16 protein-coding genes are annotated in these 19262 nt (G+C 55.5%); 15 read left to right on the top strand and 1 reads right to left on the bottom strand.

The annotated features are described in order from the left end of the window. Positions 1 to 231 precede the first annotated feature (231 nt). Entirely contained in the window at positions 232 to 879 is a 648-nt protein-coding gene (locus WBM93_RS02330; protein WP_424427769.1) for a LuxR C-terminal-related transcriptional regulator, read from the bottom strand. A 437-nt stretch (positions 880 to 1316) separates the two neighbouring features. Between WBM93_RS02330 and WBM93_RS02325 the strand changes: the two genes are divergently transcribed. From WBM93_RS02325 to WBM93_RS02255, 15 genes are read left to right on the top strand one after another with little or no spacing between them, the layout of a single operon-like run. After that, positions 1317 to 1640, top strand: coding sequence for a hypothetical protein (locus WBM93_RS02325; RefSeq protein WP_424427767.1), 324 nt, complete (start codon positions 1317 to 1319; stop codon positions 1638 to 1640). Further along, a complete protein-coding gene (locus WBM93_RS02320; RefSeq protein WP_424427765.1) occupies positions 1640 to 2236 on the top strand; it encodes a DUF4255 domain-containing protein in 597 nt (198 codons plus the stop codon). Before WBM93_RS02325 ends, WBM93_RS02320 begins: the two co-directional genes overlap by 1 nt. Continuing rightward, positions 2233 to 3165: a hypothetical protein gene (locus tag WBM93_RS02315; RefSeq protein WP_424427763.1), complete on the top strand. Its 933-nt coding sequence runs from the start codon at positions 2233 to 2235 to the stop codon at positions 3163 to 3165. The genes WBM93_RS02320 and WBM93_RS02315 overlap by 4 nt, the downstream gene beginning before the upstream one ends. 17 nt (positions 3166 to 3182) lie before the next feature. After that, positions 3183 to 5087: a phage tail sheath family protein gene (locus tag WBM93_RS02310; protein WP_424427761.1), complete on the top strand. Its 1905-nt coding sequence runs from the start codon at positions 3183 to 3185 to the stop codon at positions 5085 to 5087. Between the two features lie 12 nt (positions 5088 to 5099). Next, positions 5100 to 5552 carry a phage tail protein gene (locus WBM93_RS02305; RefSeq protein ID WP_424427759.1) on the top strand — a complete coding sequence of 151 codons (453 nt, stop codon included), beginning with the start codon at positions 5100 to 5102 and terminating at the stop codon, positions 5550 to 5552. A gap of 4 nt (positions 5553 to 5556) precedes the next feature. Then, positions 5557 to 8364: a phage tail sheath C-terminal domain-containing protein gene (locus WBM93_RS02300; protein ID WP_424427757.1), complete on the top strand. Its 2808-nt coding sequence runs from the start codon at positions 5557 to 5559 to the stop codon at positions 8362 to 8364. Continuing rightward, positions 8364 to 8840: a phage tail protein gene (locus WBM93_RS02295; RefSeq protein WP_424427755.1), complete on the top strand. Its 477-nt coding sequence runs from the start codon at positions 8364 to 8366 to the stop codon at positions 8838 to 8840. Before WBM93_RS02300 ends, WBM93_RS02295 begins: the two co-directional genes overlap by 1 nt. Further along, a complete protein-coding gene (locus WBM93_RS02290) occupies positions 8837 to 9616 on the top strand; it encodes a peptidoglycan-binding protein (RefSeq protein ID WP_424427753.1) in 780 nt (259 codons plus the stop codon). The genes WBM93_RS02295 and WBM93_RS02290 overlap by 4 nt, the downstream gene beginning before the upstream one ends. 9 nt (positions 9617 to 9625) lie before the next feature. After that, on the top strand, positions 9626 to 9784 hold the full coding sequence (locus WBM93_RS02285; RefSeq protein ID WP_424427751.1) for a hypothetical protein: 159 nt from the start codon (positions 9626 to 9628) through the stop codon (positions 9782 to 9784). Between the two features lie 8 nt (positions 9785 to 9792). Then, entirely contained in the window at positions 9793 to 10857 is a 1065-nt protein-coding gene (locus tag WBM93_RS02280; protein WP_424427749.1) for a phage late control D family protein, read from the top strand. Then, positions 10854 to 11582, top strand: a complete 729-nt coding sequence (locus WBM93_RS02275) for a phage baseplate assembly protein V (protein ID WP_424427747.1) — start codon at positions 10854 to 10856, stop codon at positions 11580 to 11582. Before WBM93_RS02280 ends, WBM93_RS02275 begins: the two co-directional genes overlap by 4 nt. A gap of 5 nt (positions 11583 to 11587) precedes the next feature. Then, the gene (locus WBM93_RS02270; protein WP_424427771.1) at positions 11588 to 13672 is read left to right on the top strand and encodes a hypothetical protein; all 2085 of its coding nucleotides are present in this window, start codon (positions 11588 to 11590) and stop codon (positions 13670 to 13672) included. After that, positions 13669 to 14088: a GPW/gp25 family protein gene (locus tag WBM93_RS02265; protein WP_424427746.1), complete on the top strand. Its 420-nt coding sequence runs from the start codon at positions 13669 to 13671 to the stop codon at positions 14086 to 14088. Before WBM93_RS02270 ends, WBM93_RS02265 begins: the two co-directional genes overlap by 4 nt. Positions 14089 to 14090: 2 nt before the next feature. After that, positions 14091 to 16364: a hypothetical protein gene (locus WBM93_RS02260; RefSeq protein ID WP_424427744.1), complete on the top strand. Its 2274-nt coding sequence runs from the start codon at positions 14091 to 14093 to the stop codon at positions 16362 to 16364. Next, a complete protein-coding gene (locus WBM93_RS02255; protein ID WP_424427742.1) occupies positions 16358 to 19198 on the top strand; it encodes a phage tail protein in 2841 nt (946 codons plus the stop codon). The genes WBM93_RS02260 and WBM93_RS02255 overlap by 7 nt, the downstream gene beginning before the upstream one ends. The last annotated feature ends 64 nt before the right edge of the window (positions 19199 to 19262 follow it).

The raw sequence follows: 19262 nt of genomic DNA, 5'->3' as shown, positions 1-19262 counted from the left end.
GCGCCGATCCCTCCACAATCAAAGCATTTCGTCAAACTTGTCGGCCCGATGAAAATGCAGGTGGAATTTTATCGGCAAAATCCGCTGGGTGCTGATGAAGCCGGTATCTGATAATATTTTATTGAATGCGACTTTGCCAAAATCGGGGCAAGCCGGTCGGGGAAGGACATCGATTGCCTGCCGTTTTAAAATGCGATCTGGCGTCGGCGATTCCGCATATTTTTGGAAATCCTAAATATGACGGCCAATGACACCGCGCCGCCTGACGTTGAATTTTTCCAAAATCATATGGACATGGTTTTTCACTGTAGCGGGACTGATGCATAGCAGTTTGGCGATTTCCTTGTTAGACAGTCCTTCCTTTACCAAAGTAGCAACTTCGCTTTCGCGCATTGTCAGGCAACCGATTTCTTGTGGTTTGTGGTTGCTGGTCAATGCCGCCAAATGCCTGACGAGCCCCGCCATCATTTTCGGCGAGCATACGGCTTCACCGCGCACTGCTTTCAAAACTGTTTTATTCAGATCTTCGATCGTTTCATCGCGTCCGACAAACGCGGAAATACCGGCTTCGGCGCAGCGGATTGCGTCGTCCCGGTTGTGAATTCCGAAACCAACGAAATGAATGGTCGCCCCCATCGTCAAGGCTCTAAGCTGATCAAGGATTTCATGATGGGTTATATCGAGAACGACAACCATCGGTCGAAGTCTGCCGACTTCCTGGATTGCTTCATCTGATCCGCAACTTCCCAATACATCAACTTCCTCGAGCGCGGCCAGCCCGGCTGCCAACCCGTTTCGGTAAAGCAGCACATCGCCGACTACCAAACAGGTAGGCGCTATTGCCTCTATATCAGCTTGTGCAGCAGCATTATCTGGCATCGAAGTTCCCCAAATTTACCGCTGCTACATCATTTTGACAAGATGCTTTGCTTGCGGCGAGTTCTCTGCGACCCGTTGAGTTAAGCCGTTTTTTACACGTTGCGACGATTCGACAATAGGAAAATTTCGCCATACCCCGGCCGAAATATATCCATCCATCCAGCTGGCCGTGCCAGAATAACCAGACCGTTCGGTCCGGACCAAGAAAAAGAATCGTTACATTTCAGGATTTGAGTACGCAAAATAATCCTGATAGCGCTTGGGCTGGATTGTTTCATCATGGCTTGAAAACAGGACGGTCTGGGCGTTGAACCGGACCATATTTCAGACCAGCGGTTCATGCGAAGCGCGAAAAAACACGTCATCTGTCCGGGCATGTCGGAAAAAACTTCAACCCTATGCCAACCGTTCGGGTCTTGATCGGATCATCCTCACGTATGTTCCGGTCGATGGTTACCGGGCTGATCGGCGATTGCGATGGCGTCCGTATAGTGGGCCCGCATCGAGATCTGGCGAACGACAATTTCACCGAGCATGACGAAGAAGCATATTATGATATATTGCTGGTGGAAGGCTTTTCCGGTTTTGCAGGTCCGTCTGACCTGCCGGTGGAATCGATAGCCCCGCGCGCCAGCATTGTAGCAGTGGAAGACCGGGGCCGGAGAGTCATCGTTTTTCGCCGGAGGGGCGATGATATACTTATCAACAACGATCAAGCAGGTCTGATCGACGCCATCAAACGCGCGGCAGAGCAAAGCTGATGGCAAATCATCGTGCCATAGCCGCGGCCAGCGCCACCCTCCGCGAACTTTTGAGGGAACGCTATCCGCGTGACGAATTTGGTCCTTCCCTGACAATTGACAGCTATAGTGTGAATGATCTTGATCAGGGGATAAGCGCCGAAGGTTTCGCCATTCTGTTGTGGCGGGTTATGGTCAATACGGAACGGCGGGCCAGGCCGCCACGGAAGAACCCGTTGGGCGGCAGTTTCCGGCCGTCATTGCCGCTTGATCTAAGCTATTTGGTGATTCCTATTTCAACCAGTGTCGAGCGCCAGCAACGCCTGCTCGGCTGGATGATGCGTGCGCTCGAGGATGCGGGGCCGTTCTCTTCGGCGCAGCTCAACAATTATCTGGCTGAAGATAATATTTTCCCGGTGAGCGAAGACATTGAACTGGTATGCGATCCACTGCCATTGGCCGACCATTTGAATCTGTGGGAACGGATCAAGCGCTATCCGACATATGCCAATTATCTGATGCGGATGCTGGTGATCGATAGCGATGTCGAGATTACCGAAAACGCGCCGGTCATCGAACGAGAGTTTCAATATTCACCGGTTGGAGTCGACGCATGACGGCGCTGCCTTCTTCGGATGTCATCCGGCATCATGTCCCTGCGGGGTTCCTGTTCGCCGATGCCAGCGATCTTGCGACGGTATCGGCGGGTCTATCGGTGCTGTTGATTGACCGCAGGAACCGTCGAAACCGCTTCCTGTTGTCACCGGTAAATTCAGGGCACTGGGTGTCGCATAGGATCGAGGGCCTGGCGATCGAAGTCGCAGATGATCCCGAAAACTGGCCAGCAAATCTCGGTCTTTACGAAGTGCATGTTGTGGATAATTTGCGGCGGTTTGAGCGTTGTCGTTTTGAAGCTGAATTGCCGGTCAGCGGTCGTGTAATCTGGGGTGCATGGGCCGGATTGAATCAAGCCCGGGTGCGCAATCTGCTCAAAGAGGGGCAGGATACTCCAGACTATATTCCGTTATTCTCGAGAAGCGGCAGAACCTATCCGATGCCGCGTGCCAGAGTGCGGGCTCACCTCACCATCCGCCAGGATGACGGTAGCGACGTTGCTGCGGCTTGGGCCGTGTTGCGAATCCGGTCGAGCAATCGCACCGTTGGTTTGGGGATTGCGGATGCGAACGGCAACGTCGAAGTCGGTTTTTCCTATCCCGATCTGCCACAAATGACGGCTCCGGAAGCCGTTGCCGGTCGGTCGAATGTGATCTGGCCAATACGTATTTCGGTCCACTATTCCGGGGTGCCGACGCCGCCCCAATATTCCGCGGAATCTTTCCCACATGAGTTTGTGGACCAACCTGTCCCGCCATTGCTGTCCGACATCATGTCCCAACTGAACGATCCGGGAACGACGGCGATAAGGCGTCTTGGCCAGCCAGGCGCGCTCAACAATGTCGATATGGCAATGGGAGAGCCGCTGGTGCTGCGGACCCTGCGTAACCCGAATGAGTATTTTTCCAGCCTCTACATAGCGGCGAACTGAAAAGAAGGAGATATGAAATGCCTGAATATTTAGCCCCGGGCGTGTTTGTCGAAGAGGTATCCTACCGTGCCAAATCGATCGAAGGCGTTAGCACCACAACCACCGGTTTTGTCGGCGCGACCCGCTATGGTCCCACCGACCTGGAGCCGGAAATCATAACTTCGCTGGTCGAGTTTGAACGCATTTATGGCGGGCAGGCAAAGCTGAACTATGCTGGCACCTCTCAAGACAATTATATGTGGAACGCGGTGCGCGGCTTTTTTGAAGAAGGCGGCAAACGGCTGTATGTTGCGCGTGCGTTCACGGCGGGAGGTGATGATGGCCGCGCTAGGCGTGCTCTGGTGCACAATCTTCGCATTCAAGCACGGTTCCCCGGAGCGGCTGGAAACGGACGAATCTCCATTCAGTTTCAACTGGGGCAAAATCGGTTGGTCATGAACGGCAGCGATGCAGAGATGAACGGCATATCGCACGGAGATATCGTGCATCTGGGTTTCACAGGCGATGCGGCGGACGAACCGGATGATCTTGTCGGTTTCTATCTGGTGGAATGGGATGGAACGTCGGAAGAATTCAGTTTCACCCGCCCCAATCCGGACGAAGATCCGCTCGATGCAACCGATGACGAATTTGGCTTCACGCTTGCTGATTTTGATGCTGATGTCACGATTCGTCGTGTAACAGCATCGGTCTTTTATGAATCGGCATCGGCCGATTTGCCGACATTCGCGATGGTCGATCTGGCGCTTGATACACGTCACAGCGCTAACGGAAGACCCGATTCTATCCTCGATGTCTTTGCCCGCAATCCGGCCAATATATCAGATGCCCGGTCGCTGCCGATCCAGATATTCAAGGATCAGGACGGCGATGGAGAGGAAGATGACACGCCCTATACCGGATTGGACTTTATCAGAAATTTTGTCGTTGTTTCTGCCGGGGTCACGACAATCGGCGAAGCGGCGCTGACAGCAGATGATCCAGACCCTGCACTAACGACCGTTACTTTCGCGCTCGACGGTGGTGACGACGGAAATATACCAAACGCAGCGGCCTATGAAGGTGCTGTTGATCCGACAACCAACCGCGCAACCGGTCTCAAGGCGATGGAAAATCTCGAGGATATTTCCATCATCGCGGCGCCGGGTTCCAGCATCAACGAAACACTGGGCCAAGCAGTTGCCAATCTGCTGATGAGTCATGCGCGACGGATGAAATATCGTATCGCTGTGATCGATAGCGTCAAGGATGCGTCGATATCTTCGGTCCGCGCCTATCGCGCCAAGTTCGATTCCAAATATGCGGCGTTTTACTATCCGTGGGTGCGGATCATCGATCCGGTAACCGGACAGGAGAACCACTACCCGCCGTCTGGATTCGTATCCGGCATTTATGCCCGCAACGATGTCGAGCGCGCGGTATATAAGGCGCCTGCAAACGAAGTGGTAAATCTTGCCATTGGTTTCGAGAAATTTCTCAATACCGGCCAGCAAGAGGTACTCAATCCCGAAGGAGTCAATTGTTTCCGCTTCTTTGAAGGTCGCGGCATGCGGCTTTGGGGTGCGCGCACCATGACATCTGATCCGGAGTGGAAATATGTCAATCTGCGGCGCTATTTTGCCTATCTGGAACGCTCGATCGACAAGGGCACCCAATGGGCGGTGTTTGAGCCAAATGGCGAGCGGCTTTGGGCCAATGTCCGTCGGACCATTGAGGATTTTCTGCTCAATGAGTTCCAGAATGGCGCGCTGCTCGGCGACAAGCCGGAGAATAGCTATTTTGTAAAATGCGACCGCTCCACAATGACGCAGAATGATCTCGATAATGGCCGACTCGTTTGTCAGGTCGGCGTCGCACCGTTGCGTCCGGCGGAATTCGTCATCTTCCGCGTTGGTCAATGGACGGCCGACCGCAAATCCTGAGAGGAATAGAACATGGCAGTAGAAAGAGAACGTCCGTATAATCAGTTTAATTTTCTGGTTGATCTCGGCGATGGCAATACCGACGGGCCCAAAGCGGGTTTCCAGGAAGTTTCCGGCATCGGTATGGAAATTACGCTGGCTGAATATCGCAACGGAAACAGCCTGGAAAACTCGGTGATGAAGGTCGCCGGAATGAACAAGTCGACCGACGTCACATTCAAGCGCGGTGCGATGGGTTCGCTCAATCTTTATGAGTGGCTCGACGAGATCCGAAACGGTTCGGCCAGCGCGCTCCGTACACTGACGGTATCGCTCCAGAATGAAGATCACAGTGAATCGGTGATGACCTGGAAACTGCAACGTTGCCAGATCATGAAATATACCGCGCCTGCGCTCAACGCGAAGGGCACCGATGTTGCGGTCGAAGAGCTGGTCATCGCGACCGAGCGGATGGAAATGGAATAGAGCGATGTACGCAGCGGTTCGTCTGCCCGGAATAACATTGGATGCGCCCTCGATTGCGAGGGATGCAGATGAATTTCCGCGCATGGACGTGGCGCTGTTTGCCGGTTTTGCGGAGCGCGGTCCGTGCCACAGGCCGGTCAGGGTAAACAGCGTCGCGGCCTATCAGTCGGTTTTTGGCGGCGCGATGCCACTGGCTTTTGACGTTAAATCCGGTGAAACACTGTCGGCCAATCTCGCGTCCAGCGTGCGTGCCTTTTTCTCCAACGGGGGGACGGAATGCTGGGTGATCAGGGTCGCCTGGACCGCCGATCTTGCAAACCGGTGGGATGGGGTGGACGGGAAGGCCACGCCCCGAGCGACGATCGAAACCGCGCAATTTCCCCTGACCGGGCTGCTTGCCCGGTTTCCCAAGCTCTCGAATGGGGATAGCGTCGTTGTGCCGGCGGTTTTTGATGCGGCTTCAGGGGGCAGCTGGGCCGACAGCATATCGGTCGGCTTGAAGTTAAGGCGCACCCCTGTTTCAATACATGATCCTTCCTCTATTCCGGGTGGATTTCAATTTGCCGACGATGGCCGATTACAGCTTGGTGAGTTGATCGAGCTTAGAGATACCAATAAAACAATAAGATACGCGAAGATTGTTGTTTTGCAGGAAGGCATGGCCTTTGCCTGCTGGTGCTCGTCCTTCCTGGTGATTGACGGCGAAACACCTGTCAAAAATGGTCATGCCCGGCTGGTTGGGCGCCGAAACCGGATGTCCGCAATCTTTAGGGAGGGCATCGAAAGCGAAATCGTTTTGGCTGGTGATGAGCCGCTGTTGATGACCGATCGCTGGTTACAGTTTTTTCAGCAGGGCGAGTCAATTTGGCTGCGCCCCGACAGTGTCGACGGCCGTCGCGCGACCGGAAAAGCATGGCAACAAATTGCGTCCATACTTCCCGAGAATGATTTCACCGCGAGCCGCCTGACGGTCGATGCGCAAACGGAGGTAAACGGGGAAGCACAGCTCTTGTCCGATCTCGGCCTCACGCCAGAAGCTCCCAATTCGCTGATGGATCTGGTCGGAGCGGACCGGTTCTATGCCATGAACGAAAGTCGCGATGCACGGGAACAACCCAATATAGCGGCAAAATCGCAGCTGCGTGAAAACTGGATCCAGGTCCAATCCCGCTTCGGTCGCGGTTTGACGTTTGACCAACATGCTGCGGCGTTTGTCGCGGGAGAGGCCTCGGCGAGCCAAAGGCGAATATTGCGCTCGGCCTGGTTGCCAATTGCTGTCGATGGCGAATTTGCCGGTTCGTCGACTCCTGCATGGACGTCACTGCGCCCTGCGCTTGAGCGCGATGGACTGGTGCCATTTGATAGCCGGCTGTTCATTGATCCCGCCTTTACTGCCGTTTCCACCGACGCGGTGCTTCAACGGGCGATCCAAATGCATGATCTGGACGAGAAGCAACTGCTGGGGATGCATGGCGTGTTTGATGTGCCGGGCGAGAATGTCGGTGATGTATCGATGCTGAGCCTCCCTGACGCCAGTCAACCTGGCTGGGGTTTGCTTGCCGACTCTATTTCGTTGCCCCCTCCCGAAGCCGGTTCACCAGTTCGGGGCAATTGGTTTGATCACAGCGGAGCTTGTATGGTCGACGCCGGGCCAGAACTTTCGGAACCCGACCGGAGCAGCTTTCTCGACAGCGGTGTCAGGCTGCTTGCCGAGCCGCAAATCCGCGGACCCCGCCGACCAGTCACAGACGACATTTTCACGCTGAGATTTGAAAGCAGCGACGATGAGGTAATCTTCGTTCTTGAAGAGTCGGCTCGCCATGACTTTGCCGATGCCGTTGAAATCTGGCGCGGGGCTGACGGACAACGGGAAATTGCCGGGCGCAGCGAAGGCACCTATTACTACCGTCTGCACACGCAAACAGGTGACAATGTTTCCGGCTTTGCAGCACACAGAGTGGTGGTTCGTTCCAGCGCATATACCACCCTTGCCGTTGATCCAGACGAGCTGCGCGCGGTTCATCTGGCGATGTTAAGACTATGTGCGGGAACGGGCGAGATGAGCGCGATAATCTCGTTACCGCAATCATATCGCTCTGACGACGCGGCTTCCTATCTGGACGGCTTTTCGGCGCAGGCATCCGGCGCTTCGCTGCCAACGCGATTTTCAGGTCGCGAAGCACGAGCTCTATCATATGGAGCTGTATATCATCCATGGATAGATGGCGGACGCGGCAACAAAGCGCTGGTCCTTCCGCCCGATGGTGCAGTCTGCGGGATCATGGCTGAGGTCGCAAATCGGGAAGGGGCGTGGATAGCCCCGGCCAATCAACCGTTAACCGATATCATCGGACTATATCCGACGATCGCAGCGAACGATCATCTGCGGCTTGATCGCGCGAGGCTCAATCTGATCCGTCGTTTCCCGAGGAATTTCGCCTTTCTTGCCGCGTGCACGCTATCCGACGAGACCGATTGGCAGCAGATAAACGTTCGGCGCCTCTTTATCATGATACGTCGCATGCTGTTACGGCTTGGCCGAACGTATATTTTCGAGCCCAACGATCAAGGTGTGCGGCGGGCCATCTCCCGTTCCCTGGTTACCCGTCTTGACCAGCTGCAAAAGCTCGGAGCGTTTTCGGGAAAACGGTCTGAGGACAGTTATTTTATCCGGACGCCATATGATGGCAATGATATCGACAATGGCCGTTTGCTCGTAGAATTGGGCATTGCGCCCTCTCATCCCATGAAATTTCTCGACATCTCGCTCGTCCAGACCGGAGCGCGGCTAACGGTGGAGGAGGGGCTATAATGGCACTTACCGATCGTCCATATTCGGTCTTCAATTTCGCCGTAGAAATTTATCCCGATGGCGCAAGCGCGCCATTGGCAGAGGCGGCTTTCACGGAATGTGATGGACTTGAAATGACGATGGATGTTCAGACCATCCGTGAAGGCGGCGCCAACGACCGCGCATACCGGGTCCCGTCCGTGATCAACTACTCCAACCTGTCGTTAAAAAGAGGAATGACCGCAAACCGTGAACTTTGGAACTGGTTCACACAGTCAAATGCCGACCCGTTTTTGCGTGCCGATGCCGAACTGGTGATGTTCGCGGAGGATGGAAAGACCGAAAAGATGCGCTTTCGGTTGTCACGCTGCATTCCAATCAAAATGAAGGTGCCACCGCTGAACGCGAAAGATGGTGGAATCGCGATTGAGGATTTCGCCCTCGCCTATGAGAAATTTGAACTCGTCGAAGCAGCAGCGGGAGGGCCGGCAGAGTGACCGAATCTGTTCTTGCCAAGGCAAAATTGATAGAGCTGAAGGATGATTTCAGCGGCGAGCTGGGCGGCGGCAAGAATATTGACGTCCAGTTTAATCCCGAAACGCTCAAACTGGCTTTTGCAAATGAAATAGTACAGCCCGAAGGGGGTGACCAGGCTGCTGGCACCGCGGGTCGGCAATTTGTCGGAGCGGGCAGTACCACGCTGACGATCACTTTGTGGTTTGATGTGACCGCGTTGGTCAAGGACCGGGTTGATGATGTGCGGAGGGTGACGAAGGATGTCATTTACTTCATGACGCCTAAGGAATTTACCGACGACCCGACAAAGCTGGTGCCCCCCGCAGTACGCTTTGTCTGGGGTTCCCTGCTGTTCGATGGCATGCTGGAGAGTCTCGAGGAAAATCTCGAATTTTTCTCGCCCGAAGGCAAGCCGCTGCGCGCCAGCATGGCATTGAGCTTCGGTCAGCAAAAAATACTCGTTTCGGACTTTGAGGGTGACGGCAAAGTCGCCGACGCGCCAGGGCGCAAGAAGCTGACGCCGGCCAAACAGGGCGATAGCGTGCAGCAGATGGCGGCCAATAATGGCAAGCAGTCGAATTGGCAAAATATCGCTTCGGCGAACAATATCGAGGATCCGCTGCGCATGTCGCCGGGCAGGCTGATTGATCTCAACGCTGGGAAATTCCCTACCCCGTCATTGAATACCAGCCCGCCGCCTCTTGGATTGAAAACCAATCTCGTGCCGCCGCCACTTCCCAAATTCAGCATCGAATAGGAATAAATTATGCCCGTAGTAATCAACGAATTTGAAACCTCCGGGGAGGGTACTGGCGCTGCCGACGTTCCTGCCGTTCAAGCCAAATCACCATTGTCGCGGCAACGCGCGATCGAAAAAGAGCTTCGCAAACTGGCCAGACGCCAATTGCGCTTCAGAAGGAATTAGACCCGGATATGCCTGCAACTGTCGCCCGTTTGCCAAGCCGCCCCTCGCGCCCGACTATCCGCATCGACGGAGAGAGCCAACCGCGTCTGGAAGCGGCCATGCTGTCCTATCGGTTGCATGCGTCGGTTGAATCGATGGCGTCGGCAGAGATCGAATTCGGTAACTGGGGTGGCGAAGATGCCGGGTTCCAGTTCTTTTCAAGGGACATCCTTGATTTCGGAAAGGAGATTGTCGTCAGTCTACAGAACGAGATCCTGTTTCAGGGGCGTATCAGCGCCATTAATGGCCGATTTCCCAGCGCTGGTCCGCCCACGATAGTGGTGCTGGCCGAGGACCGTTTGCAGGATCTTCGGATGACCCGGCGCTCGCGCAGTTTCGAGCAGGCATCATTGGCAGACGTGGCGGATGCCATAGCGCGCGATCATGGTCTCACCGCTCAGGTTGAAGTAGAAACCGCAGTCGCGCCAGTACTGACACAGGTCAATCAAACGGACTTTGCCTTTCTGTTCGATCTGGCTCGGCGTTTTGACGCGAAGGTCCATATATCCGATCAAACGCTACACGTTACAGAGGATCGCGGTACGCCCCCGGTCGAGCTCCGCTGGTCTGGAACGCTGCGTGAATTTGATGTGACCGCTGATCTGGCGCTACAATATAGCGCGATTATTGCGTCCGGCTGGGACGTGGCATCCAAAGAAGCAGTTTCTCACGAAACGGATTCCAGCGAAATGTCAGCGGAAGTCGGTAGCGATACCGGCGGAGCGGCATTGCTCGAAGAATTTTTTGAACCGCGGATTGAAACATTGGCGCATCTGAAACCGTCGACGGTCACCGAAGCGCGCGAATTTGCCAATGGAGCGTATCGCCGGATGGCACGGGATTTTGTGATCGGCGAAGGGGAATGTGAAACCGATCCACTTATCCATGTTGGTGCGATGCTGGAGCTTTCCGGTCTCGGTGATCTGTTCGATGGTCAATATCGCACGCTGGAGGTCACACATTGTTTTGATCCCCAGCTTGGCGCTTTGAGTGAATTTCGCTGCCATCGTGCCGGAATCGGAGGACCGTCATGAGCGGCATTTCCGTACTTCTTCAAGAAACGGCAATTTCTGATTGCGATCGCGTTCCAAATGGCATCGGTGGGCTTTGGCACGGCGTGGCACCTGCGCTCGTCCAATCGATTGAGGATCCGGAAGGAATGGGCCGCGTCAAGGTGAAGCTCCCATGGTCTCCCGATCCGGCCAGTGAAAGCTATGAAGTATGGGCGCGCATGGCGACAATGTTTGCAGGGGCAGACCGTGGCAGCTGGTTCCTGCCAGAAGTCGATGATGAAGTGCTCGTGGCCTTCATGTTCGGCAATCCTGAACAGCCGTTTGTCATTGGCGGGATGTGGAATGGAGTCGACGGGCCACCGGAAGCGGCCAATCATTCAGCAGAAAATAATATCAAGCTACTGCGCTCGCGCAACGGTGTGATGGTGTCTTTTGACGACAGTTCTGGATCGGAAGCGCTGGTTCTCGAAACGCCGGGGGGACAAAAAATAACGTTGTCCGACGGGCCGGGGAATATCCGTCTGGAGGATAGCAACGGCAATACGGTCGATATGGGGCCGAGCGGTGTAACCATAACCGCTTCGTCTTTGTTGAAGCTGGAAGCGAGTATGGTGACGATCGACGCGACGTCGGTAAGCGTGAATGCGGCAACCGCAACATTCTCGGGGCTGGTCAACGCTCAAACCGTCGTGGCTCCGACGATTTCCGGTGCGACCTATACGCCAGGCGCAGGGAATATCTGGTGACCGAGATGAAGCATCCTCTTACTTGGGCCTCGCCCAGACCGATGTGGCGCGGGGCGGGTCGACCCGGATTGGAACCCGGTATATTGCGCTTTGCGCGCGATGATTTTGCCGATCAGTTAATTGGTCTGATGATCAACGAACCGCAGCGGATAGATGAATTTGTCGCGCGTCCCGAAACGTGGCGGACGCCGCCCGGACAGGTAGCACAACCTGATCTTGTCGCGCGTGTCCCGCTGCCAGCGCTGGTCAAGGAAGCGCGCCGCAAAACCCTGTTCGGCGTGCCGCGCAAATCCAAGCAAGTATCTGATGCCAATATTCCGGTACCACCGGCACCGTTAAAGCTATTCCAGGCTGCCCACCAACGGCACTACGTCGCGACCGCCACGCTCGCCTGTGCAGTGCCCGGTCTTCCCGATCGCCGGCCGGAGGGTAATCAGGAAAAGATCGGCATGCTTGTACGGCGGTTGATGCCCGGCACCAAAAATACAGCAGCGACAAATATCGGCGCATCAGATCCGCAACTGGTTGAATATGGCTGGATTCCGGGTGACGAACCGCGCTGGCAGCGGGTTGCGGTTGGTGAAGCGGACACACTGGCACCCGGAGAAGAGATGTTACCTGTGTTCCCGATTTTGCATAGCGAAGCCAATGGCATCAAACGCAAGATGTGGGGTTCGATGATCCCCGTCGCGCGGCGCGATGATTATGTCGGCGCGCCAATCGTCCGTACAGCAGTCTCTCTGATCGAAGGACAGAAAGCTGCGATGGCCGACCCCGTTGCTGCTGCCAAACCGAACAGCACACAGGCAAGGCTTTCCGAATTTCGCATGGATGTTGCGGAACCCTGGAAGGCGATGGTGCGCAATGTCGTCAAGCAAGTTGCCGATATCAACGGACCATTGGAGCCAACGCCGGACGATTTCGGTCCAGTCAATATCGGGAAAAGAGCTCAGGTCCGGAATTTGAACTTTCAGCTGCAAATGCAGTCATGGCTGCTGCTGCTCGACTTTTCGGCCTTTCTCGAGCGCCACTTGCCGAAGGTGAAGGGTGCCGTCGACGCAGGATCGTCTGTCGGCCTGAACCCGGCGGAACTGGCGTTGTATAACTTTTTGCATCTTGATATCAGCGGTGGGGCAAAAACGCGGTTGATCGCTGGTCTGGGAGCAGCCGCACCGGTCTATCACAGTAACCTTGCGACCGCACTGAATGCCGTCGGGGTCGCTTCAATTGCGACATTTATCGAGTCGGTCGAGACAGAATATGTTCCGGACACCGGAACCAGCGGCTGGCCACAGTTCAACTGTCTTTTGGTTGGGATGGGGTACAATCATGCGACCGATACGGTTTCCACGGAGGGTCCGTACAAGCTGGCCTCGACGACCATTCTTCCCGAATTGCAAGAGGCGCAAATTGATAGCCCGCTGACCGGGACATTGGCAACCGCGGCTGCGGAAGCTGAAAAAATAGACCTGATATCAACGTTGATCGGCCGCGCTTTGCCAACTTCCACCGAAGACGAAGCTCGCGCGTTGCCTTTTGCTGAACGGCTTTCGAAAGTTCTGGTTGAAACCGCCGAAGATAGCGGGTTGTTCTGTGTACGTTTTGTGCATCTCAACGAAGATTGCGGACCACTGCACCCGCCGACTTTGTCCAAACCCAGTGAACGTTTCGCAATGGCGAGCTTTTTTGATCCCGATGCTCCCGCTCGCGAGATCAAGATCATGCTGCCCAAAGACACCAGCGCCGCAGGACTGCGCAAACATGCGCGAGGAACTGCGTTCGTTATGTCCGACATGCTTTGTGGTCAGGTGCAACGCGCCAAGGGGCTCGGCCTGATCGACCTTATCCGGCAGGTATTACCATGGCCGCTACATAAAGACATCGACGTCGGCGCGGGCGGAGGCTGCAAGAAGAACGGTGATGTTGATATCGGGATGATCTGCTCGCTGTCGATCCCCATTGTCACTCTATGTGCGCTCATCTTGCTGATGATCATCGTCTCTTTGCTCGATTTCATATTCAAATGGGTGCCGTGGTTGATCGCCTGTTTTCCGGTTCCCGGATTGAAAGCTAAGGGGAACGGGCCATGACCGGTGGTGTGGACCAGAATATTTTAGGAAAAGGCGTCAGCTTTCCTTTCAATGTTGGCCGTGACGGCCGCATCGGCTGGTCTGCGGGCGAAACCAACATCCGTCAGTCGATCGAAATTATCCTCAAAACCGATCTCGGTGAACGGGTGCAGCTTGCGAGTTTTGGTGCCGGTCTGACACCGCTCCTGTTTGATCCCAATACTGCCTCCACCCATGCCCGCGTTGCGGATCGCATCCATCGATCATTAAAGGCGTGGGAACCGCGCATAAAGCTCGAAGAAGTCGATGTGCGGGAACATCGGAGTCAAAAAGAAACCGCCGTCGCAACGATAAGCTACCGTCTATCCGCCACCGGTCAGACAGAGCGAATTGCGTTGGATATCCCGCTTCAGTCCGATGCGGCGGGAGGAGTCTGATCATGCCATTGCCAGGTCCACAAATCGACAATCGTGACTATCAGGCCTTGGTCGATGAAATGATCGCCCGCATCCCTGTGCATACGCCGGAATGGACGAACTTCAATTCGTCTGATCCGGGCATTACGCTGGTGCAATTATTCGCGCATGTGGCCGAAAGCGTGATCTATCGCGCTAACCAGATCCCGGAACGCAACCGTGCGAAATTTCTGCAAATGCTTGGCATCGGCCTGCAATCAGCGCGGGAAGCGCGGGGCATCGTTGCGTTTAACAATGAGCGCGGTCCGCTGGAAAATTCGATCATTGCCGCAGGAAGCGAATTGACCGCCGAAAAGATACCGTTTCGCACGACTCTCGGAATTGATGCGTTGCCGGTCGAGGCACGGATATTCCGCAAGATCCCGATTCAGGAACCGACCGCCGAACTGCTGGAATATTACGAACTGCTTTACGCATCCTACAACCGCGAGCTGCCAGCGGAACTGACGCTGTACGAAAGCGTTGAGAGCGAAGGTGGCACATCGCTGAGTTTTGCGGATACCGTCGACGGTTCACTGTGGATTGCTTTGCTGGGACGCCCGCAAGACGCAAACCCGGGCGGCGATGATCCATGGTCGAATGCAAGAGCTGCTTTGGCAGGGCGAACGATTTCGCTCGGACTTGTTCCTAGCCAGATAAGCGACATGAGTTTGCTACCAGTCGGCAACCCCGATGGAGTCGCGCAAAGTCTGGACTTTGAAATGCCGATTGCCGGTTCGGCAATTGCGTTTGACGAGAATGACCGGCCGGTCGCAGACTATCGAGAACTGGTATCCCGGACAGATTTTGATCCTGGCAAGCAAGCTGGTGTTGTCCAGATCACTTTGCCTTCCGATCCCGATCTTATTGATCATTGGCGTGATCTCGACCCCTTGGAAGGCGGCGTTGGCGACCTTCCGCCGAAAAGCGACGATGCGGCGATCGATAGCCGCATCATAACCTGGTTGCGGGTAAGCGCGAGCGGAAGCGCTGACCTAAGCTTTGATTGGGCAGGCATAAATGCAGCGCCCGTCCGGCAATATATCCGGATCAATGCCGAACGGCTTGCCGATGGTGACAAGCGACCTAATCAACAAAGACAATTGAAACGCGCACCTGTGCTGGCGGGTAGTGTCTCGCTGTTGAGCGTCAAGGACGCTACGCGTCGTGACTGGTCGGAAATTGACGACCTCTATGCAGCAGGCCCTGAGGTGCCGGAATATGGCGCCCCGCTGACTGATGCGCCGGTCGATGTGTTCACGCTGGATCCGGAATCGGGTGTGATCAGTTTCGGTGACGGCATGAACGGACGCCGCCCGCGCGACAATGAAGCGCTTTATGCCAGCTATGAATATAGCGAGGGCGCCGAGGGCAATGTCGGCGTCGGCAGTCTGAAAGCCGGAGCAAATCTCCCTGCGGGAATCGTTGGATCCAACCCGGTGCCGACATGGGGTGGTTCAGATGCCGAAAATATCACCGATGGAGAAAAGCAGATTCAACGCGTTCTTGCGCATCGCGACCGTCTGGTAACAGGTGACGACTTCCGTAATATTGCGTGGCGAACGCCCGGCCTGTCCCTTGGCAGGGTTGAAATAATCGCGGCAGCCCACCCCGACATAGTTCCGATCGCTGCCGGCTCCGCGCCGGGCGCTGTCACCTTGATGGTCGTTCCGGCGCATGACGCCGCCTTTCCAAAGGCTCCGCGTCCGGACCGAAAATTTCTCGATACGCTCTGCCAATATCTGGAGCCGCGCCGGTTGGTCACCACGGAACTGGCGGTACATGGACCCAAATATATCGGGATATGGTTATCTATCGGCGTTTCGGTCGCCAGCGGCCATTCGGTTGCCGAAACGCTGGAGGCGGTAAAATCACGTTTGCAGAGTTTTCTGAGCCCGATCCCACCGGCCGGCCTGAGCGGTGCGTCGATGCTTCCCAAGCTTTATGGCGAGGCGGCTGATCCCGCGCTTCGTGGCTGGCCGCTGAACAGGGCAGTGCATGCGCCAACCTTGTTTGCCGAAGCGGCGCGCGCATCCGGCGTGCTTTCGGTTGACGAGGTACTGATGGCCCGGGGCGATGGCGCAATTAGCGATCAGATCGCGCTGGTTGGTATCGAACTGCCCGAAATTCTGGGAATATCGGTAACCAACGGTGCTGCAACCCCGCTCGAAACGCTGCGTGGAACAGGGTCTGCGAACAGTGGAGGTGAGGGTTCTCTCCGCAGGTTGCCGGTACCGGTAGTGGCGGAGACATGCTGATGAATGTCAACGGATCGTCATATCACTTGTATCTGGGGCGCGAGGACTGGGTCGCATGCAGGTCCGATGCTGAAGGTGGCTTGCTACCGCTGGGAGAAATTTGGCAGAACGATGATCCCGTCGAAGAGCAATCTGCACCACCAGAGTGGAATGCTGCCGACGCAAGCCTGACAATTGCACCTTTGCTTGAATTGTTACCTCCGACGGAAAACGAGCGCAGACTCGGCGTTGACGACCGCCGCGGGCTAGCCGCAGACCGAAATGGCAACATCTATTTCGTGTCCGATGATCTGCAGTCGATCTTGGTGCAGGGTGCAGGTGCGGACCATAGCAGCAGATACTGGCCCGACGATCGACAATGTGCAGACGAGAGCGAGTTTGTTGATCTTCTTCCCGAAGATGATACCCGAACTTTCGGCGCCCTGGCCGTAACCGAGTGCGATTATCTCTGTGCGATCGCAAATGACGGAGATGAAACCCGCGTAATGCGTTTCGATCTGGTTGGAGGCGGACCGCCCGAGGAATTCCATTATCCGGACTTTGCACCCGATGGTCTGACGGAAACAGCCGCGTTGCCGGGTGGCGGCTTGATGCTGCTTGATCAGGATGGCGCGCGATTGCTTGGTCTGACCACCGATATGCAGCTTTGTTTGACCGAAGCCCCGGGAGAAAGTGACAGCGCGTTCCAACCGCTGGAAGGCGATGTAGCGCGGATCGACAAAAACGCTGCCAGCATATGGCAAATTGACCTGCCAGAATTGGATCAACCGCTTTGCATGGTTGCGATATCATCCCATGAGTTGCTGATTCTGGACCGGCTATCGGAAGACAGAGCCAGACTGCTTTTAGTCGATTGTGACAATGGTAGCCGCACATCTCTGATCGAGATTGACTACGGAGCGCTCGGTTTGGCTTTACTTCCCCAAGAGGAAGGCAAGGAGCGACGCCGCATCATGCTGTGGGGGCCGGGAGGTAATCAGGCACGCGCAATCGATCTTCGGCACAGTGAAGATGGATGGATCGCGGCTGGTTCCACCAATTTGATCCCGATGCGCCGCTTCGGCGGACGCGGAATCGCGGCGAGCGGCAAGCGGCTATATTATGATAGCGGCGTCGGTGGCCCGGTTTGGATACCATTGATGGTACAGAAACGCTGCCGGTTTGCGCAATCGTCAAGCTTGATAACCCCTCCGTTGGATAGCGATATATTTGCATGCGTCTGGGACCGGATACGAATGGATGCCGTGGTTCCGGCTGGCGCTTCAATCTCCATCGAAGCGCGGGCTTTTGATAGTCTTGAAAATTTCGAAACAGATGATGGCAACAGCTGGATTGTGCAGCCGCAGCCATATTTGAACGGTGACAGGGGCGAATTACCGAAACTTTCGCTCAGCGCCCAGCAAAAAACAACGGCGCGGGGCGAGGGATGCTGGGACGTGTTGCTACAGCAACTCGAGGGCCGCTATGTTCAACTCCGTTTGACAATGGCGGGTGATGGTCGCCGGTCGCCGGCAATTTCCGCACTGCGAATCTGGTACCCGCGCTTTTCCTATGCCGAGCGATTCCTGCCCGCTCTATATTCCGAAGATGCGATTTCCGGCAATTTTACCGATCGCTTTCTGGCCAGTATGGAAGGCGTCAACAGCGCCATCGAGGCAAAAGTTGTCGCGGCGCAATATCTGCTCGACCCGCGCTTTGCCCCTGCCGAGGCACTTGACTGGCTGGCGGGCTGGTTTGATATCGCGCTTGATCCTGCCTGGGATGAGCGCCGTCGCCGCATGTTCATTAAATATGCTGTGAAATTTCTCGGTTGGCGCGGGACATTGCCTGGTCTCCGTCTGGCGCTCCGTTTGGCATTTGATCCGGATATCACCGATTGCGATTTTGAACTTCCCGATCATGCCGGAGCGAGCGCAAATGGCATTCGTATCGTGGAAAATTTCCGGACCCGGCGCTCCGGTCATCGACTTGGTTCGAACCGGATCGGTTCAACACTGCAACCATTGGCAACGATAAGCGGAGCACTGTGGAGTCCGGAAGAAGGCAAATCCGGATTGGTGGAGCGCTGGGCGCGGTATTTGGGACAAAAGAGCGCAACACCGGTGCAGCAAATGGCCTCCTTTTCGCTCGTCGCGGATGATTATGAATCGGAAGACTGGGCCAGTTTTGCGATGGCACATTTTGGCTTTGTACCTCAACTCGGAGGTGAAGAACGGAAAAACTGGCGCGCGTTTCAGCTTTCTGCAGGAGTGCAGCAACCATTGCTGCGACAACCCGTCGATGCCGATTTGCCAGATGCCGGTACGTGGCATGAATTTACCGCTCTGAACTCGCGCAATCAGCAATATTGGCAGCGGTTCCTGCGTGGAAAATACCACCAGATCGAACTTTTGAATAAGGCTTGGAACACCAAGTGGACCGAATTTGCCAGAATTGCCTTGCCCGATGTCTTGCCTGAAACAGTCACAGCTCTGGAAGACTGGTTGATGTTCGAAGGACAAGTCATCCCGATGCACCGTTCCGCACACCGGTTTTCCGTGCTCTTGCCGCGTCACGACACCGGTGTTGCCGTGCAGCACGAGGAGCAACAACTGGCATTGGCTAAACGGATCATCGCGCTTGAAAAACCGGCGCATACAATTTTCGATGTGCGCTTCTTCTGGGCGATGAACCGGCTCGGGGAAGCGCGGCTGGGATATGACACACATATAGGTGCGGGAAGCCGCGCGCCACAATTGATACCGCCAGCAATTCTTGGCCGCAATGTAGCCGGCGCCACCTTCGTTGGCGGTCCGCAAAATAACCAATCCGGGCGGGAGCGGCTGGCATGCTGATACCGCACGCAGAAAATAAGACAGGAGACAGATGATGGGATGTTGCAGTGCATTTTCCGCCACT

Source organism: Parasphingorhabdus sp., from assembly GCF_049667325.1.
GTDB lineage: Bacteria > Pseudomonadota > Alphaproteobacteria > Sphingomonadales > Sphingomonadaceae > Parasphingorhabdus.
Note: the sequence above shows the minus strand (reverse complement) of the source record. Positions and strands in the feature narration are given on the sequence as shown.

Excerpts from the sequence above, each read along its gene's own strand:
- WBM93_RS02320 (WP_424427765.1), top strand. The coding sequence starts at position 1,640 with ATGGCAAATCATCGTGCCATAGCCGCGGCCAGCGCCACCCTCCGCGAA.
- WBM93_RS02325 (WP_424427767.1), top strand. The coding sequence starts at position 1,317 with ATGTTCCGGTCGATGGTTACCGGGCTGATCGGCGATTGCGATGGCGTC.
- WBM93_RS02275 (WP_424427747.1), top strand. The coding sequence starts at position 10,854 with ATGAGCGGCATTTCCGTACTTCTTCAAGAAACGGCAATTTCTGATTGC.
- WBM93_RS02315 (WP_424427763.1), top strand. The coding sequence starts at position 2,233 with ATGACGGCGCTGCCTTCTTCGGATGTCATCCGGCATCATGTCCCTGCG.
- WBM93_RS02300 (WP_424427757.1), top strand. The coding sequence starts at position 5,557 with ATGTACGCAGCGGTTCGTCTGCCCGGAATAACATTGGATGCGCCCTCG.
- WBM93_RS02280 (WP_424427749.1), top strand. The coding sequence starts at position 9,793 with ATGCCTGCAACTGTCGCCCGTTTGCCAAGCCGCCCCTCGCGCCCGACT.
- WBM93_RS02285 (WP_424427751.1), top strand. The coding sequence starts at position 9,626 with ATGCCCGTAGTAATCAACGAATTTGAAACCTCCGGGGAGGGTACTGGC.
- WBM93_RS02330 (WP_424427769.1), bottom strand. The coding sequence starts at position 879 with ATGCCAGATAATGCTGCTGCACAAGCTGATATAGAGGCAATAGCGCCT.
- WBM93_RS02310 (WP_424427761.1), top strand. The coding sequence starts at position 3,183 with ATGCCTGAATATTTAGCCCCGGGCGTGTTTGTCGAAGAGGTATCCTAC.
- WBM93_RS02265 (WP_424427746.1), top strand. The coding sequence starts at position 13,669 with ATGACCGGTGGTGTGGACCAGAATATTTTAGGAAAAGGCGTCAGCTTT.
- WBM93_RS02270 (WP_424427771.1), top strand. The coding sequence starts at position 11,588 with ATGAAGCATCCTCTTACTTGGGCCTCGCCCAGACCGATGTGGCGCGGG.
- WBM93_RS02305 (WP_424427759.1), top strand. The coding sequence starts at position 5,100 with ATGGCAGTAGAAAGAGAACGTCCGTATAATCAGTTTAATTTTCTGGTT.
- WBM93_RS02260 (WP_424427744.1), top strand. The coding sequence starts at position 14,091 with ATGCCATTGCCAGGTCCACAAATCGACAATCGTGACTATCAGGCCTTG.
- WBM93_RS02295 (WP_424427755.1), top strand. The coding sequence starts at position 8,364 with ATGGCACTTACCGATCGTCCATATTCGGTCTTCAATTTCGCCGTAGAA.
- WBM93_RS02255 (WP_424427742.1), top strand. The coding sequence starts at position 16,358 with ATGCTGATGAATGTCAACGGATCGTCATATCACTTGTATCTGGGGCGC.